Source organism: Bacillus cereus group sp. N31, from assembly GCF_016483245.1.
Taxonomy (GTDB): Bacteria; Bacillota; Bacilli; order Bacillales; family Bacillaceae_G; genus Bacillus_A; species Bacillus_A toyonensis.
The window spans coordinates 248,380-266,313 of sequence record NZ_JAEHCH010000001.1 but is presented as its reverse complement, the minus strand read 5'-3'; the positions used below and the strand labels follow the sequence as shown (position 1 = coordinate 266,313).

Below are 17,934 nucleotides of genomic sequence, written 5' to 3'. Positions count from 1 at the left end.
AATACTCTCCCTTACCCTTTACAACCAATAAGAAGAATAGCTCCCCAGCACAGTAACAGAAAAACCGAGCGCTTCAAGTTCCATCGTTACGCCTGGCAATAATACGTCATCGTATGCTTTATCGACATCGATTAAGAAAAAGTAATTTCCGAGTCCTGTTTTCATCGGGCGCGATTCGATTTTTGATAAATTTAATTTTCTCCATGCAAAAGCTGATAACACTTGATATAGTGCCCCTGCATAATCTGCAGGTAACGTTATCATAAGCGTCGTTTTCTCCCCGCGGTTTTCTCCGTTATTTGAGAGTATTGCTTTCTTTTTCTTATGGAGCACTAGGAAGCGTGTATGATTGTTTTTATGCGTATGAATGTCACGTCTTATAATTGTTAATCCGTATTTTTCTGCGGCTGCTTCATTTGCAATGGCAGCGATTTTTTCTTCAGGATGTTCTTTCACATATTGTGCAGCAGCACTTGTTGATGTCATGTCTCGAACAGTTACCCCTTTTAATTCTTCATTTAAAAACTTATGACATTGTGCGATAGCATGCGGATGCGAATGCACTGCATATACTTCTCCCCACACTTCTGCATACTGCGGATGTACGAGTAAATGTTGCTGAATTGGTACTGTAATTTCTCCTACAATAGAAAGTGGTTGCTCATGCACGAGGTAATCGACCGTTATATTTACTGAACCTTCTATTGCGTTTTCTAACGGTACGACTGCGAAATCTACACTTTCATTTGCGGCTGCATCTATACAATCCGGAATCGTTCGATACGGTACATGCTCTGCTTCCGGAAAAAAACGACTCACCGCCATATTTGTAAATGTTGCTTCTGGTCCTAAATATCCTACTCGAATCATCGTCTTTTCCCCTCTTTTTCGTTTTCTTACTGTTATACCATACTTTTTTATATTCTTCTATGTAAATTTCGAATATTAAAAAAAGACTAGCATTCGCTAGTCTAAATGTTTCTTATATTCTCTTTGAGCGAAGAAGAAATAAACGATGCATGCAGCGATATAATACAGAATAAACAAGCCTACTTTTCTTAATGAACCGTCCATAAAAATCGTATTATGAAATGTATATAACGCAACTGCACTATGCATACTTCCTACTATAATAGGTGCAAAAAATAACATACATAATTGCCAACGAGAAACCTTCCACACTTCTTCCTTCGTCATTCCAAGTTTAGAAAGTGTCCCGTACTGTTTTCGATCCGATGCAATATTATGAAACCATTTAAAATATACGATGCTACATGAAGTAAGGAAGAATAATATACTAATAAATGAGCCTACAAATAGAGTAACATCGCCAAACTCTTTCATATTTACATATAGCTCCATATTACTTCGAAATGCATCATTTGTATCTTTGTTCATATGTTTCCGTAAATCAGCGTTTAATTCCTTCGTATTTTCGATATTCGGTAATGTGTAGCCTCTATATATCAATTTTTCAGATTCAGGAACCTGATTTGCTATACTAGCAAAATCTTCATCATTCATGACGAAAAATAGACCATTAATGTACGAAGGATGATGGTTAAATCGCACCCCTTCTTTCTGACCGTTAAATGCGAATTGATACGTTTGTTTCATTACTTGTAATTGGATTCCTTTTTGATTATATACATTCGGATCATTACGTTCATTATAATAAACAAGCGTAACGGTTCCTTTTTTAGGGTGATACGTTTTCTGTTTTTGTTTTCTCGCCTCTTGATTGTATTCACTTTCCTTTATAAGCGACGCTACCTCTGTTTCTCCTTTATTGGACTGAAATGATGCATACACTCCAACAAAACTCATAGATTGAAAATCATTATACCCATATTGGTGTAATAATTGTTCAACCGTACCCTCCGCAAAGACTTCATGAGAAGAAGTACCTTTTTCTATGTATGAAAATGAGTGTACTCCTCCGCCCCGCCACATATCTTGCATACCGGAAAAATATAAGAACACCGTACCTGTTGCCGTAACTACAAACGTCGTTGCCATAGACATCAGAAAGAAAAAGCTTCCATTTTCCTTCATTCGATGTGACAATTGGTTTACTATAAATAAATACGGATATGTATACATAATCTTTTTATTTCGTTTTATCACTTCTAACAATTGGCTAACACCATGTGTAAAAGAAAAATACGTTCCGAAAAAGACAAGTATAGACACAGGGAAAAAGTATAATGCTATCGTTGGCATCGTCGTTTGTAACGCTAACGCATATCCTATACCTAAACAAATAAAACCAAATATACAAAACCACATTGATGTTTTCTTCTCTTTTTTATCTGCTCGAAATTCTTTCAATAACCGAATGATTTTTATATTCCATATACGTAAAGCACTTATAAAAGATAAGACAATAAAAACGACCATATATGTAACAAACGTTCCCCCAATTGCTCTCACGTCAAATATGACAAGGAGTTCTTTCGGAAGCCCCAGTAACATACTAAACACCATGAAGAAGAGCTTTAAAAAGATCATGCCAAGCCCAATACCGAAAATATTAGCAAATACCCCGATCAATATTTGCTCGGTCATAATCACTCCAATTACGTTAGATTTCGTTGCTCCCATTAACATATATAACCCTAATTCTTTCTTACGTGCCTCTATGAAAATAGAAGTAGAGTACAAAATAAATATAACGAAAAAAGAAATGATTATAACATTACATATAATAAGTCCCCAGCGTACGTTTTGATACCACATCGTCTCCTGCATATACGGATGCACAATAACCGACATATATGCAAAAGACGCAAATATTGCAAAACAACTACTTAAGAAAAATACTTTATAATTACGCCAATTTCCTTTTATATTTTGCAGCGCTAGTTGCCGAATGTTCATCTACCGTCCCCCTGTAACTTACTACATAGGCAAAAAGCTAGAGGTTTCCCTAGCTTTTTACGTGTTTTAAATATCCTCTTTGCGCGATCATAAAGTAAATTGCAGAAGCTATAACGTATGTTCCAATTACAATCGCACCTGATTTCCATAAATCAATATAAAGCATTTTTCCTAACGTATGAAGAGCAAATCCACTATGGATTGCACCGATTAAAATTGGGATAAAGAAGATAACGCCCATTTGACGAATTGCAATTTTACGAATTTCTTTATCTGTCATACCGATTCTCTTTAACGATTTAAATTGAATACGATCTTGTTCTTTATCGTTAAACCATTTAAAGTATGTCATACTACAAGCGAAGAAGAAGAACAGTACAGCTACAAAGAAGCCTATGAACATTGTAATTGCTCCTTGCTCCTTTATCGCTTTATACGTAAGGATGGAATTGTGGAAATTCTGTTGTTGTTCTTGCACAATTTCTTTCTTTAAGTCTAGTACAAGATTTTCTGTTTCTTTCCAATCTCCAATGTAATATCCATAATATTTCGTCTTTTCTTCATCTGCTGTGAGCTGTGAATATTTTACAAAATCCTCATCATTCACAATTAAATAACTATCATCATTAAAAACAGACTTTGATACTGGATCATTTAGCTTAATATACTGTTTTTGTCCGTTCAATGTAAATTCAAATGGCTTCGTAAGATCCGGCTTGACAATATCATTCATCATATCAATTACAACCATCGTTGCACTTCCCGGCTTATTTTGCACTTCTGGCACGTTCTGTTTACGCGCTTCTTTATTATATTCCTTTTCAGATATAATCCCTAATGGCATTTCATGTTCACCGTTAAACATCGTTACCTTTTGAGTTGCAGGAAGTTTTACATACGTTACTTCTCGCGCTTCTTCAAATCCGTGTTTTTTTATTAATTCTTTTGTTTTTCCTTCTTTTATAACATTATGCGTATTGATTCCCTTTTCCTCATACGAAATAGCATGCGGGGTACTAGTTACTGTCTTATAACTCATATCCTCAAAAAATACGTACAGTGTACCGACTGCTGAAGATACAACCGCCGTAATAATAGAAATTACAAATAGAAAGCGAGCATTATCTTTCATTTTATAAATAAGGTTGCTAAGTACGAACATGTTTGGATATGTATAAAAAGATTTTTTTCGTTTTTGCAACGCCTTTAATACGACTGTACTACCTTGTGTAAACAGTAAATATGTTCCGCCTATCGTCAGCCCTACAATCGGTAAAAACAGCATGATAAAATTCATAAATGTCACTTGGAAGCTAAGCACATATGCGGCAATAATACATCCTATTCCTGCTACACATAACGATGTAAATGCAAAAGGTTCTACTTTTTGTTTTCTTGCTTCTCTTAATAAATCAATAATTTGCAAGCGTCCTACTGTCCAAACGCTAAACAATGATAGAATTAAAAATAGAATAAAGTATACACCCGCTGTAATCAAAACCGCTTTACTATTCCATACGAGTGGAAGTGTTTTATCTATTTTCAATATTACGCTTAATGCTTGGAAGAATAATTTTGAACAAAGCATACCAAGTCCAATACCTACTACAATTGCAATACTACCTAACATAAGCTGTTCTAATATAATCATTCGGCCAAGTTGAGATTTTGTTCCGCCTATTAATGTTAATAGACCAAACTCTTTTTTCCTTGCTCTTAAAAATGTTGAATTTGCATATAAAATAAAAAGTGCTGAGAAGATGACTACAATATAATTCATCGATTCTAACCCTTTTGAAATCATCTCCCTCATACTAATATTACCGCTTACGACATCTGGATGATAAATGAAGGAAGCATACATGAAAAATACGACAATCGATAAACAACTGCTAATAAGAAACGCTTTATAATTACGCCAATTTCCTTTTACGTTATTAAGCGCGAGCTGGCGAAAGTTCATGATATTCTCCTCCTAGCATCGCAAGTACGTCCAAAATTTCTTGGAAAAAGGCTTGTTTCGTTCTTCCCTTATGTATTTCTGAGAAAATCTCTCCATCACGTATGAAAAGAATACGTTCGCAATAACTCGCCGCTACTGGATCATGCGTTACCATTGCAATTGTTACTTTCTTTTGTTCATGCAAATCTTGCAACGCGCTCATTAATGATTTTGCCGACTTAGAATCTAAGTTTCCAGTTGGCTCATCCGCTAAAATTAACGTCGGTTCATGAATAATCGCTCTCGCAGCTGCTGCACGTTGTTGTTGGCCGCCTGATACTTCATATACTTTTTTATTTAAAATGCCTTCGATATTTAAAAACTTTGCAATCTCAAGCACTTTTGCATCGATTTCATTTACAGATTTCTTCGCCATTACAAGTGGTAAAATGATATTTTCTTTAATCGATAGCGTATCAAGTAAGTTAAAATCTTGGAAAATGAATCCTAAATGTGTACGGCGAAACTCCGCTAATTTTGCAGCACGCATTTGATTAATTTCTTCGCCATTTACAAGCACATGACCTGAAGTTTGCTTATCAATTGTTGCTAATAAATTTAAAAGCGTTGTTTTTCCGCTTCCTGAAGGACCCATAATCCCTACAAATTCGCCTTCTTCTATTTTAAAATTTATATCATTTAAAGCAGTCGTCGCTACTGAACCTTTTGATTGATACACCTTCGTTAATCCTTTTACTTCAAGAACACTCATTTCTAATCCCCCTATGTGTTTTCTTCTTACATTTACTATAAGAAAAATAAGAAAAAGAAACGAGTGATTTCCCTTACAAAACGTTTTGTTATCTTACAGTTTTGTCATTTTTCTCATTAATGTATGATATTCTTCATCTTTTGCAAATTGGAACGTAAATGTTGTCCCTTCCCCTTCAGCCGATTGCACATAAATACCGTGATGTAAATTATCACAAATTTCCTTCGTAATATATAAACCCATTCCAGTCGCTTCTCTCGTTTTACGGCCATTTATCCCCGTAAAGAACGGATCAAATATACGCTTTACATCTTGCTCCGGAATACCGATTCCATTGTCTTTAATATGTAATAACACCTTTTGATCTTTCTCTTCAATTTGAAATTGAATTTCCTTTTTCTCTGCTTCTGAAATTCTCGTATACTTAATTGCATTTACAACAATTTGCCCTATAGCAATACTAAGCCATTTTCTATCAGATGCAACCATACAAGTATCTTCTTCAAACATTACTTTCGGAAATACAGACGATTGAATGAAAGACTTTCGATTTTCATTAATAATACCTCGAATAATATCTATCACATTTACTACTTCTACTTTATAATCTTTCGCAAATTGCTCTAACCTTGCCATATGTAACGCTAAATCTAAACCATTTAGTATACGGTTATTTTCTTCACGAATACTTTCAACTGTTGCTCTCGCTTCACGATGCTCTTTACCAAACTTCTGTAATAGTAACTCAATAACAGATACTGGTGTCTTCATTTGATGAATCCATTGGTTCATAAATATCATTTGCTGTTGCTCTTTCGCATGCTGTTTATGAGCTTCATTCATATATTGCTGTCTTAATAGCGTAAAAGATTCAACGATCATCTCTTGTTCTGTCGTATACGAAGTATCAATAAGTAAAGAATCATGTAATGTATTTCCATCAGCAACATATTTTTCGATTCTCTTTAAAAAAACACTTCTTTTTCGGTAATCGTAAATGAGGTATACAGTAAACACAACTGTCCCTAATAAAAGTCCGTATAACCACGTACTCCAATCAATTGATCTTTTTTCTAAAAGACTTTGCAACTGCAATACGAGTCCAAATAAACAAAGACTTACAACATAAGAAAGAAGTAAAGCAAAGCGGTTTATGAGGTAACTTTTAACCTGCATGCCCTTCACTCCACTCTGTAAGAAGCGCATAACCGTATCCACGTTTCGTTACAATCGCATTTTTAATACCTAGCTCCTCTAGTTTCTTCCTTACGCGCTTTACATTCACAGTCAGTGTATTATCATCAACAAAAGCTACTTCATCCCACAGAGCTTCTAACAATTCTTCACGCGTTACATATTGATTCGCTTGTTTCATTAAACACTCTAATAAGTAAAATTCATTTTTTGTCAGCTCTGTTTGTTGCCCTTGCCACTCAACAACGTGTTGGGACGGGAATAACAAAAGTCCATTCACACCTAAACAATCACTTTCTGCCGCAGAAGCATACTCACCATACCCACGTCGAAGTGCACTTTTCACCTTAGCCATGACAATATCTAAATGGAATGGCTTTGTAATGTAATCATCTCCGCCATTTTCAATTGCCATTACTTGATCCATTTCCCCTGTTCTTGCAGAAACAAAAATAATCGGCGCATTCGATACAGTGCGGATTTGACGACACCAATAGAAACCATCAAAATATGGTAAATTGATATCCAGTAATACGAGATGTGGATTCACTTTTACGAATTCATCTTTTATATGACGTAAATCAATTGCTCTAAATGATTGATAGCCATACCTTTCTAAATGCTCCTCTAATATTCCCGCAATTTTCTCATCGTCTTCTACAATTAATATTTTATACATGTTCTCTTTCTCCCCATAAATATTCTTCTAAAATTACTTCTTTTTCTATTATAAATTGAAAATTTAATTAGTGGGGATTTTTTCCTATCTTCGTAATTTTTAACTAGCAGCCTGATTCACACCTAACTTCTTTGCTTCAGCTGAATTTTGAGGCGGGAATCTTACTACTTGCAAATAGCAGAATAAAAAAAAGACCGCCATACTTTGGCAGTCTTAATCGATAAATTCAAATTCATATTCAAGAATTTTTACAATATCTCCGTCTTTTGCACCACGTGCACGAAGCGCTTCATCAATACCCATTCCGCGCATTTGGCGAGCGAAACGACGTATAGATTCATCACGTGAGAAGTCAGTCATTTTGAATGTCTTCTCGATATCATAACCAGAAATAACAAACGTGCCGTCACTTTCACGTGTAATTTCAAATTTAAGACTTTCAGCATCAAATTTATACATTACACTTGCTTCAGACTCTTCAACAACATCGTACATTGGGAATTCTGGTGTTGTTTCTAATAAGTTCGCTACTTCAAATAGTAAATCACGAACACCTTGTTTCGTTACAGCTGAGATTGGGAAGATTTTTACTTCGTCTCCCACTTTCTCTTTAAATGCTTGTAAGTTTTCTTCTGCATCCGGCATATCCATTTTGTTTGCTACAACAACTTGTGGACGCTCTGTTAAACGCATATTATATTCTTTTAATTCATTATTAATTGTGACATAATCTTCATATGGCTCACGGCCTTCTAAACCAGACATATCGATAACATGTACAATTACACGTGTACGTTCGATATGTCGTAAGAATTGGTGTCCAAGTCCGACGCCAGCATGTGCGCCTTCAATTAATCCAGGAAGGTCAGCCATAACGAAGCTGCGGTTATCACCAGTTTCAACAACACCAAGATTAGGAACGATTGTTGTAAAGTGATACTCTGCAATTTTCGGACGCGCTGATGATACAACAGATAATAATGTAGATTTACCTACACTTGGGAATCCAACAAGTCCAACGTCTGCTAGCACTTTAAGTTCTAGAATGACATCACGTTCTTGACCTGGTTCTCCGTTCTCAGCGATTTCAGGTGCTGGATTCGTAGCTGTTGCGAAACGCGAGTTACCACGGCCACCTCGGCCACCTCTTGCGATTACAGCTGTTTGTTCATGCGTTACTAAATCGGCAAGAATTTGACCTGTTTTTTCATCTTTTACTATTGTTCCTGGTGGAACCTTTACGATTAAATCTTCAGATTTACGTCCGTGCTGACCTTTACTCATTCCGTGCTGACCACGATCAGCTTTGAAATGACGTTGGTAGCGGAAGTCCATTAATGTACGTAAGCCTTCCTCAACAACGAAAACAACATCTGCGCCTTTACCACCGTCGCCACCTGCTGGGCCACCTTTTGGAACATACTTCTCACGACGATACGCAACCATTCCGTTACCACCGTCGCCGCCTTTTACATATATCTTGACCTGATCTACAAACATTATTTCACCACACTTTTTTCGATTGGTTGTAATATAACTGAGACTTCTTCGTCTCGTACTGTATAAGAAATGGAATACCATTTATTGTTTTGGTTCGCAAGCCAATTCTGTAGTTCTTCTACACTCGTTAGCTTACCACGAAAATCAAAAAAGAAACGAGCATTCTCCGCGTCACATTCAATTGTGATACAAACATAATTTTCAACATATACGTCTAAACTATGCTGAAGCATTGAGAAGAATTGATTCGCCCATGTACATACAGTCTCATCTAAGTGAGATAAGTTATGTAATTCTCCTAATACTTCGTACTCCAATAAGCACGGCTGCTGTTTCCAATTATATGTTAAAATCCACTCTGAAAATAAAGGCATTGATAACCCCATCAGATTGGATTCTTGTCTCGCTTCTTGGACAAAACGATCGATGAGCCGATGAATCTCTTCCACTTTTCCAAGGGAAAGGTTTCCTTTAACCATCTGCATACGATTGAGCCAATCATGTCTTGAATGACGCAACGCATCTATAATTGTCCATTTTTCATTCATTTAGATACCCCTTAATATAGAAAAACTCTAACCTGCACTCAGGTTAGAGTTTTCCGTGAGTTCTTATGCTTCTTGAGCAACAGGATATACGCTCACTTGTTTGCGGTCACGGCCAAGACGCTCGAAGCGTACTACGCCGTCAACTTTCGCGTATAAAGTGTCATCGCCACCACGACCAACGTTAACACCTGGATAAATTTTTGTACCGCGTTGACGGTAAAGAATTGAACCACCTGAAACCGTTTGACCATCTGCGCGTTTAGCACCAAGACGTTTTGACTGAGAGTCACGACCGTTCTTTGTACTACCTACACCTTTCTTAGATGCGAAAAACTGAAGATCTAATCTTAACATACGTTACACCTCCTGCACTTTTTCTATTAAACGGATATACTTTCCGTAATCAAGTTCGATCGTCTTTAGCGAAACAACTAATCCTTCTAAAAGCGTTTGAGCTTTTTCTGCTGCATGAACGTCTAAATCATTAGGCAATTCATACGTTAAGAATCCACCATCACTTCCGAGTTCAATAGTTGCCTGCACATTACAAAGCTCTTCCACTGCATTTATAGAACCAAACACAACCGCTGTAGTTCCAGCACAGACAAGGTCTTGTCCATGTGGCGCATAATCGGCATGTCCAGTCATTTTAAATGATTGGATACTTCCTAATTTCGTGCGACTTATCGTAATTTTAATCATGTTAACCTGAATTAAGCGTTGATAGCTTCAACAACTAGCTTAGTGTAAGGTTGACGATGACCTTGTTTCTTACGATTGTTCTTTTTCGCTTTGTATTTGAAAACGATGATTTTCTTAGCGCGACCTTGTTTTTCAACTTTAGCAGTCACTGTTGCGCCTTCTACAACTGGGCTACCAACTTTAACGTTTTCGCCACCAACGAAAAGAACTTTGTCAAAAGTAACAGTTTCACCAGCTTCAACATCTAATTTTTCAATGTAGATTGCTTGACCAGCTTCAACTTTAATTTGTTTTCCACCTGTTTCGATAATTGCGTACATACTTGCACCTCCTCTTAATTACTAAGACTCGCCAAAAACGAGGTAGACATAAATGCCTTTAGGGAACCTGTCTTGTGCGGTTGTAGCATATAGCCGTTTAGGTGCTATAAACTATAACATAAAGATGTTATCATGAATCATAGACGGTTGTCAATAAATGTTCTGCTAACTATTTTTTCCGTTCTACAATTTCTTTTTTACTTCCAAATCTTATAATAGCGTACTTTTCGATAGTATCATCTTTGAAATAAATTTCAAATGGAATATTTTTTTGTAATTCTTTTTGTAAAAATTGTTTTTGCAGATCTTGAGGTGCAGCAATTAATACTGCTTCATCCTCTATATTGCCATATGTAATGAGTTCTCGCTCTAACTCATAAGCAATCGTTTCATACGACATTACATACCCCGTCGCCTTACACGGTACACACTCTTCTAGCAATACGTCACGTAAAGAATGTTTTTTACGTTTACGTGTCATCTCAAAAATCCCTAACTCAGTAAACCCAAGTACTCTTGTATAAGTGCGATCATTTTGCATAGCAGCTATGAGACGTTCTCTTACCTTTTCTTTATCTTCTCGTTTTTTCATATTAATAAAGTCGATTAATATCATTCCACCAATATCACGAAGTCTTAATTGGCGAGCGATTTCGTCAGCGGCCATTTCATTTGTACAAAGTACTGTATCTTGTAAATTTTGTTTTCCGGTAAACTTCCCCGTATTCACATCTATTACAGTCATCGTCTCCATTTGTTCCACAATTAAATAAGCACCGTTTTGGAGCCACACAATTTTTTGAAGTGCTTTTTCAATTTCTCGCTCTATTCCGAAATGATTAAACATCGAAGATTTTTCATTATAAAAAGATACTTTTTCTTTTCCGACCTTGTCTTCTAATTCTTTTACTACACTTCTTGTATCTACAACTATTTTTTCGATCGTTTCAATTGGATTCTCTTGAAATACACGATCTAAAAAAGTCGCTGGTCGATGAAGTAATAGCGGTGCCTTTCCTTGGCCCTCTTTTCTTTTTAACTCTTCATATAACTGCTGTAACCTTTGCATTTCAGTTTGTATTTCTTCAATTTCTCCTTTTTCAGAAGCGGAGCGGAAAATATACCCTCCTGTCCCTTCTACTTCAATTTCGAGTAACTGCTGTCTTCTTTTATTATTTTTTATTTTCCGAGAAACAGCGCGCATTTCATCATATGGCATATAAACGACATATTTCCCGGTAAATTCTATATTCGCTGTTAATTTCGGTCCTTTCGTATCAATTGCCTCTTTCACAACTTGTACGAGTACTGCTTGTCCTTCATGTATACGATAAGAAGACGGTACATCATCATATGAAAGGTACGCATGTTTTTCTAAACCGATGTTTACAAATGCTGCATTCATTCCAGCAATTGTTCTTACGATACGTCCAACGTAAATATGCCCAACAATCTCTTGTTCTTCATTACGTTTCCATAAAAATTCAACAATTTTGTTCTTCTCTTCAATTGCAACGCGCTTTTCCGATCCAGCATAGTTCATGTATAAGGTTTTCAAATTTCTTTCCTCACTTTATAATCTTCTTTGTTTTTACAATAATAAAAGGTTAGTGCTATCGTCAACACTAACCGATTAATTCTTCAACAGATGAAGTTGTTCGTTTTTCAGTAAAATACGCATAGAGTAATTCATTTTCATCCAATGTGTAATGCTCTTTATATTCTCCATGGACGATAATAGAATGCTTATATCCTCTACGAAATTTGGTGAAAATCGTATATAAACGATCTTCTGATTGCACCTCTATAGGTGCAATCTTTTCAATCCCTCTTTTATTTCCGTAATAACGCTCTAATAAAAAGCGCATAAACGCATAACGTCTTTGCTTCCATTCTTGATATAACGATATTGCTAAAAATATGAGTAGTACCCACATCATAATATTGTTACTATTCCAAAGTAACTGCCACCCTAATATGACACTAAAAAAAACACATGACAATTGCATCATTTTTTCATGTGCTTGTAAATAAGGAAAACGATATGATAATACATTAAACAACACTTTCCCGCCATCAAGTGGCCAAATAGGGAGTAAATTAAAGGCTAAAATAATTATATTATTCCACATAAAAAAATAATATAATTCCGCATTCAGCCAGCCAATCTCAAACAATATATACCCTACTAGCATCATCCAAATATGTTGAATAGGTCCTGCAATTACGACAACAAGTTCCTCTTTCAATGATTTATTTCCATGTTCCTCAAGCTCAGCCACACCACCAAACGGTAACAGTTGAATTTTTTTAATACGCCAATTATAATGCGCTGCTGCAAAAGCGTGACCGAGTTCATGAATGAGTACGATACAAAACAACAATAGTAACTCTTTAAAACGCGCCGTAAAAATACCAATAACTATAATAACCCAAAACAACGGATGCACTGAAATTTTCGTTAAAACTTCCTTATATTTAATCAAATGAAATCACCTGAATCGGATCAACAAATTTTTCATTCTTTTTTATTGCGAAATAAAATTTCCCATTTTTATTATTTGCATCATTACTCACCGTTCCAATTTTTTGTTTCTTTGAAACGTAATCATATAACTTTACTGACATATCATTTAAATTTGCATACCACGACTCCGTGCCATCTGCATGTTGAATTTGAACTGTATTTCCAAGTTCCTCTTTCTTACCCGCAAAAACAACTAATCCTTCATTTACTGACTCAACTGTTGCATTTGTAGCCGTTTGGACAAATACACCTTGGCCATTTTTTTGAAATCCTTGCATTACCTTTCCTGAAGCAGGAATTGCATAGTCTTTTTGCTGAATAGTCCCTTCCTTTTTCTCGTTAGACGAATAGAAGACGAGAGGTTTTCCAAACTGTTTTTCATACCATTTCGCTACAGTAGCAAACTGAAACTCCTCTTTCATCACTTTTTCTGTAACAGCTTTAGCACCATCGAAAGAAGAAGGCGCATTCTTATACAAAATAGCAATTGAAAGAACTAAGATTGCTGATAATAAAACTTTGAAGAAAAAGACTTCCTTTCGAAACAAAGGATGAATTTCCTTTTCTCCCTCTTCAATAAATACCCCTTCACTATCAAAATTCCCCCCGGCAAAATACTGCTCTTCCTCCATTCTTTCTTGCTCTGCCTTCCTTTTCGCAATCCGCTTTTTAATTTCTTCTACACTTCTATTCTTCATACTGTCTCCCTTCTTTCGCTAACCTTATTTAAATAGAAACAGTTGTATACAGTTTGTACATATGTATGAGCTAGGAAAGAAAGATATTCGTATGAAGAAAAAAAGAAAGCACTTCGCATATGTGCGAAGTGCTTTTAACGGATGCCAAAGAAGTTTTTCATCTTTGTAAATACCGATACCTTTTCTTGTTCAAATGCTTGTAATGGTACATTCTCACCCAACAAGCGTCTTGCAATATTACGATAAGCTAACGCTGCTTTTCCACTAGGTTGCAACGCTACAGGTTCACCTGTATTTGTAGCACGAATAACTTCATCATCGTCTTCAACAACACCAAGAAGCTCGATTGATAATGTACGTACGATTTCATCAACATCTAACATATCCTGTTCATGAAGCATATGACTACGCACACGGTTAATAACAAGTTTCGGTGGTTCAATATCCTCTTTTTCTAAAAGCCCAATAATACGATCTGCATCACGCATTGAGGATACTTCTGGCGTCGTAACAACGATTGCTTTATCCGCACCAGCTACCGCATTTTTAAATCCCTGCTCAATCCCCGCAGGACAATCAATTAATATGTAATCATAATCTTGACGTAATACTTGTATTAATTCATCCATTTGTTCAGGTGTTACCGCTGATTTATCACTCGTTTGTGCTGCAGGTAATAAATAAAGATCATCAAAACGTTTATCTTTAATAAGAGCCTGAGGTAAACGACAACGCCCTTCAACGACATCAACAAGATCAAATACAATACGATTTTCCAGCCCCATTACTACGTCTAAATTTCGAAGACCAATATCTGTGTCAATTAAGCACACTTTCTTTCCAGATAAGGCTAGGGCTGTACCAATGTTCGCAGACGTTGTAGTTTTACCTACTCCGCCCTTTCCAGATGTAATTACTATTGCCTCTCCCACAGCTATACAATTCCCCTTTCTAACTTTGTTAAATTAGGTCTAAGATGAGTGAGAAGTTGCAGGCGATCGACAACAATGTGATTGTCCTCATTAATATACGCACATTCTGCCGTCTCCGCTCCGTCTTCTTTCTCTTCCGGAGCCCGCATTGCCACATCACTAATTCGAAGTTGCATCGGGTTCATAACAGATGCAGCGATTACAGCCTCTGAATCCCCATAATACCCAGCATGTGCAATCCCTCTTAATGATCCTACGACAAAAATATTCCCCCCAGCGATAACCGTTCCGCCTGGATTAACATCTCCAATTAACAATAAATTTCCTTTTACATGTAAAACCTGTCCAGAGCGAACAATTTTGGAAATAGGGACAATCTCTGTTTCTTCTTTCCATGCTATTGCTTCCGATTTAGTTATAACATCACTTTCAATTGAATCCACAACAAGATTCTTTTTATTACGAATTAACGTACGAAGCTCTTCTTGGTGGACTTCTGTTAAATAACGATTTCCCACTTTCACATGCACTTCAATTAAAGAACGCCCATCGCCATCATAGTAATGTGTAGATAGTTTTTCGTCCAATTCTTTCAGTAATTCAGAGAATGAACAGCAGTCATCTAAATGAAGCGTTATCCCGTCTTTTGTCCCTTTTATCGTTACATTTTGTTGCTTTTTTTCTTCCACTAAAGTTCACCCCACCGATTCAATTCGACATAAAATTAGAAAATCCTTTTTTCTTTTTCTTCCATCGCTCTTGAAAGACGCACTAAATATCGTCTCAGTGGGAAACAAACTATCAATATGAAAATTCCATTCAGCAATAAAGTAGAAAGGAGACGATCCGTGAAAAAGACATGCGCCGACATATGAGTACGTCCTAACAAAGTTAAAAATCCATACACATAATATTCTAATGCTGCAATGCTAGCTAATACGATAGACACAACAATGAATAAATTCAATTGTAGTACCTTCATCACACTATAAACTAAATAAGCTAAAATCGGATAAGCAAATATATATATACCGACAAGTTCTGTGTATACGGTATCAAATAAGAAACCGAATAATAGCCCGTAATAAATCCCTTGGACCGGACCATAGTACACAGTAACAAAACATAACACAATGATAAAGAAATGCGGCGCTGCTATACTGTCTTTCCAAAAAACTTCTGTTGGAACAATAGTAGCAAACATATTTTCAAACAGAAAAACAAAAAGGAGCAAAAGAGGAAGAGCTGCTCTTTTTAAAATCTTCATCATCTCTTCTCCTCCTCCTATTCTAATGGCGCTGATTTCATACCACGTTTAGCTACTATAATATGCTCTACGTCATTTAAATCAGCGGCAGGTTTTACATAAGCTGTTTTTGTTAAGCCGTATGCATCTGGTTGAACATCAACGATTTCCCCAATCTCAAGACCTTTCGGGAAAATCTCCCCACCAAGTCCAGACGTTACAACCATTTGACCTTTAGCTACTGGTGCATCAGAACCAATCTTTGTGAAAAGTAACAATTTTTTTTCTTTGTCATAACCTTCGATTAATCCGAAGATATTTTCATTTCCATGTACAACAGCTGAAACACGATTTGTTCGACTCATAGAACTTAACAACTCTACTGATGATGTAAACTGAGATACACTTTTCACGCGTCCAACTAAACCTTTTGAAGTCATAACAGCCATATCCTTTTTAATCCCTTGTTGTGCTCCTTTATCAATTCCAATTAAATCGTACCATTTATCTGGATTGCGAGAAACAACAGTAGCTGGAATTTCAGAAAAATCGCTCGGCAACTCTTTTTTTTCAGTTAGCTGTCTTAATTTATTGTTGTCGTCCTCTAATTGCTTCATTTTAACTGATAAACTCGCATAGTTATCTATTTTTGCTTTTAATTCTTTATTCTCTTCATACGTGCGCTTTACATCCTCTACATTTTCAAAGAATCCAGCTACATATTTCGCCGGCTTTTGGAATACACGTTCTACAACACCGACAGTGTCTTTAACAAACTGCTCTGGCCATGTTAAACTGTTCCGTTCTTTCAATGAGATTCCAATCAATGCCACGAGAAGAATAATACTAACTAACAAAACAATTAATCTTTTGTTTAAGAAAAACTGTGGCACGTTCACACCCTCTTAATTCCATTGATTTTTATTTTGCAATATTATCGAGCAGCCGTTTTGAAAAGATCGATATTATCTAATGCTTTTCCTGTTCCAATTGCTACGCAATCTAATGGATCTTCTGCAACAAGAACTGGCATATTTGTTTCTTCACTAATCACTTTATCTAAGTTACGTAGTAATGCACCACCGCCTGTTAATACAATACCGCGGTCCATAATATCTGCCGCTAATTCAGGTGGAGTTTTTTCCAACGTATTTTTAACTGATTCTACAATTGCATCTACTGTATCCTTTAATGCATCCGCAATTTCTTCTGGTTGAATTAGTACTGTTTTTGGTAAACCACTTACTAAATCACGACCACGAATTTCCATAGGCTCGATACCTTCTGGCTCGCCTGCAGAACCGATTTCTAATTTTAATGCCTCTGCTGTTCTTTCACCAATCATTAAGTTATAGCTTTTCTTAATGTACTGAATGATTGAATCATCCATATCATCACCAGCAACACGAACTGATTGACTTGTTACGATACCACCTAATGAGATGATTGCAACTTCTGTTGTACCACCACCGATATCAACAACCATACTACCAGTTGGTTCCCAAACAGGTAAGTTCGCACCAATTGCTGCTGCAAATGGTTCTTCGATTGGATATGCATCACGAGCACCCGCTTGACGAGTCGCATCAATTACTGCACGTCTTTCAACAGCTGTAATACCAGACGGTACACATACCATTACATACGGTTTACGTGAGAAGAAGCCGTTTGATTTTTGAGCTTGTTGAATGTAATATTTCATCATTGTTGCTGTTGTTTCGTAATCAGCAATTACACCATCTTTCATCGGACGAAGTGCTACTACGTTTCCTGGTGTACGACCAATCATTTGTTTTGCATCGCTACCTACAGCAACGATTTGTTTCGTATCAGTTTGTAATGCTACTACTGAAGGTTCACGTAAAACTACACCTTTTCCTTTTACATATACAAGCGTGTTCGCAGTTCCTAAATCTATTCCAAGATCGCGAGTAAAGCCACCAAATCCAAACATATTTTTTATCTTCCTTTCTTGTTTTCACGGACTCATTTTT

The 17,934-nt window shown here is 36.3% G+C and carries 19 protein-coding genes and 1 other annotated feature; all 19 genes read right to left on the bottom strand.

From position 1 onward, the window contains the following. Positions 1-18: 18 nt before the first annotated feature. A complete protein-coding gene (gene pheA, locus JDS81_RS01415; RefSeq protein ID WP_000621710.1) occupies positions 19-870 on the bottom strand; it encodes a prephenate dehydratase in 852 nt (283 codons plus the stop codon). 96 nt (positions 871-966) lie between these two features. After that, complete coding sequence (locus JDS81_RS01410) at positions 967-2,880, bottom strand: ABC transporter permease (RefSeq protein WP_097952360.1); 1,914 nt, start codon at positions 2,878-2,880, stop codon at positions 967-969. Between the two features lie 49 nt (positions 2,881-2,929). Beyond that, positions 2,930-4,843 carry an ABC transporter permease gene (locus tag JDS81_RS01405; protein WP_097952358.1) on the bottom strand — a complete coding sequence of 638 codons (1,914 nt, stop codon included), beginning with the start codon at positions 4,841-4,843 and terminating at the stop codon, positions 2,930-2,932. Then, a complete protein-coding gene (locus tag JDS81_RS01400) occupies positions 4,818-5,594 on the bottom strand; it encodes an ABC transporter ATP-binding protein (RefSeq protein WP_000114533.1) in 777 nt (258 codons plus the stop codon). The genes JDS81_RS01405 and JDS81_RS01400 overlap by 26 nt, the downstream gene beginning before the upstream one ends. Positions 5,595-5,687: 93 nt before the next feature. After that, the gene (locus tag JDS81_RS01395; protein ID WP_097952356.1) at positions 5,688-6,770 is read right to left on the bottom strand and encodes a HAMP domain-containing histidine kinase; all 1,083 of its coding nucleotides are present in this window, start codon (positions 6,768-6,770) and stop codon (positions 5,688-5,690) included. Further along, a complete protein-coding gene (locus JDS81_RS01390; protein ID WP_000276708.1) occupies positions 6,760-7,467 on the bottom strand; it encodes a response regulator transcription factor in 708 nt (235 codons plus the stop codon). The genes JDS81_RS01395 and JDS81_RS01390 overlap by 11 nt, the downstream gene beginning before the upstream one ends. Positions 7,468-7,680: 213 nt before the next feature. Beyond that, a complete protein-coding gene (gene obgE, locus JDS81_RS01385) occupies positions 7,681-8,967 on the bottom strand; it encodes a GTPase ObgE (RefSeq protein WP_000497121.1) in 1,287 nt (428 codons plus the stop codon). Next, positions 8,967-9,515: a sporulation initiation phosphotransferase B gene (locus tag JDS81_RS01380; protein WP_001003572.1), complete on the bottom strand. Its 549-nt coding sequence runs from the start codon at positions 9,513-9,515 to the stop codon at positions 8,967-8,969. The genes obgE and JDS81_RS01380 overlap by 1 nt, the downstream gene beginning before the upstream one ends. Before the next feature lie 63 nt (positions 9,516-9,578). Beyond that, positions 9,579-9,869 (bottom strand): 50S ribosomal protein L27, encoded by a 291-nt coding sequence (gene rpmA / locus JDS81_RS01375; RefSeq protein WP_000944957.1) that lies wholly within the window; start codon positions 9,867-9,869, stop codon positions 9,579-9,581. Between the two features lie 3 nt (positions 9,870-9,872). After that, positions 9,873-10,217, bottom strand: coding sequence for a ribosomal-processing cysteine protease Prp (locus JDS81_RS01370; RefSeq protein ID WP_001973720.1), 345 nt, complete (start codon positions 10,215-10,217; stop codon positions 9,873-9,875). 11 nt (positions 10,218-10,228) lie between these two features. Then, positions 10,229-10,537 carry a 50S ribosomal protein L21 gene (gene rplU / locus JDS81_RS01365; protein ID WP_000270907.1) on the bottom strand — a complete coding sequence of 103 codons (309 nt, stop codon included), beginning with the start codon at positions 10,535-10,537 and terminating at the stop codon, positions 10,229-10,231. Positions 10,538-10,551: 14 nt separating this feature from the next. Then, positions 10,552-10,629: a sequence feature (ribosomal protein L21 leader region), on the bottom strand. Positions 10,630-10,706: 77 nt separating this feature from the next. Further along, positions 10,707-12,095, bottom strand: coding sequence for an Rne/Rng family ribonuclease (locus JDS81_RS01360; protein WP_097952354.1), 1,389 nt, complete (start codon positions 12,093-12,095; stop codon positions 10,707-10,709). 67 nt (positions 12,096-12,162) lie between these two features. Beyond that, positions 12,163-13,023: a stage IV sporulation intramembrane metalloprotease SpoIVFB gene (gene spoIVFB / locus JDS81_RS01355; protein WP_000598976.1), complete on the bottom strand. Its 861-nt coding sequence runs from the start codon at positions 13,021-13,023 to the stop codon at positions 12,163-12,165. Continuing rightward, complete coding sequence (spoIVFA, locus tag JDS81_RS01350) at positions 13,016-13,762, bottom strand: stage IV sporulation protein SpoIVFA (protein ID WP_097952352.1); 747 nt, start codon at positions 13,760-13,762, stop codon at positions 13,016-13,018. The genes spoIVFB and spoIVFA overlap by 8 nt, the downstream gene beginning before the upstream one ends. Positions 13,763-13,896: 134 nt before the next feature. Continuing rightward, positions 13,897-14,694 (bottom strand): septum site-determining protein MinD, encoded by a 798-nt coding sequence (minD, locus tag JDS81_RS01345; protein WP_000503310.1) that lies wholly within the window; start codon positions 14,692-14,694, stop codon positions 13,897-13,899. A 2-nt stretch (positions 14,695-14,696) separates the two neighbouring features. Continuing rightward, positions 14,697-15,383, bottom strand: a complete 687-nt coding sequence (gene minC, locus JDS81_RS01340) for a septum site-determining protein MinC (protein WP_000391516.1) — start codon at positions 15,381-15,383, stop codon at positions 14,697-14,699. A 35-nt stretch (positions 15,384-15,418) separates the two neighbouring features. Further along, the gene (gene mreD / locus JDS81_RS01335; RefSeq protein WP_097952350.1) at positions 15,419-15,964 is read right to left on the bottom strand and encodes a rod shape-determining protein MreD; all 546 of its coding nucleotides are present in this window, start codon (positions 15,962-15,964) and stop codon (positions 15,419-15,421) included. Between the two features lie 14 nt (positions 15,965-15,978). Then, complete coding sequence (mreC, locus tag JDS81_RS01330) at positions 15,979-16,833, bottom strand: rod shape-determining protein MreC (protein WP_097952346.1); 855 nt, start codon at positions 16,831-16,833, stop codon at positions 15,979-15,981. Positions 16,834-16,874: 41 nt separating this feature from the next. Next, a complete protein-coding gene (mreB, locus tag JDS81_RS01325) occupies positions 16,875-17,894 on the bottom strand; it encodes a cell shape-determining protein MreB (protein WP_000466737.1) in 1,020 nt (339 codons plus the stop codon). Positions 17,895-17,934: the final 40 nt, after the last annotated feature.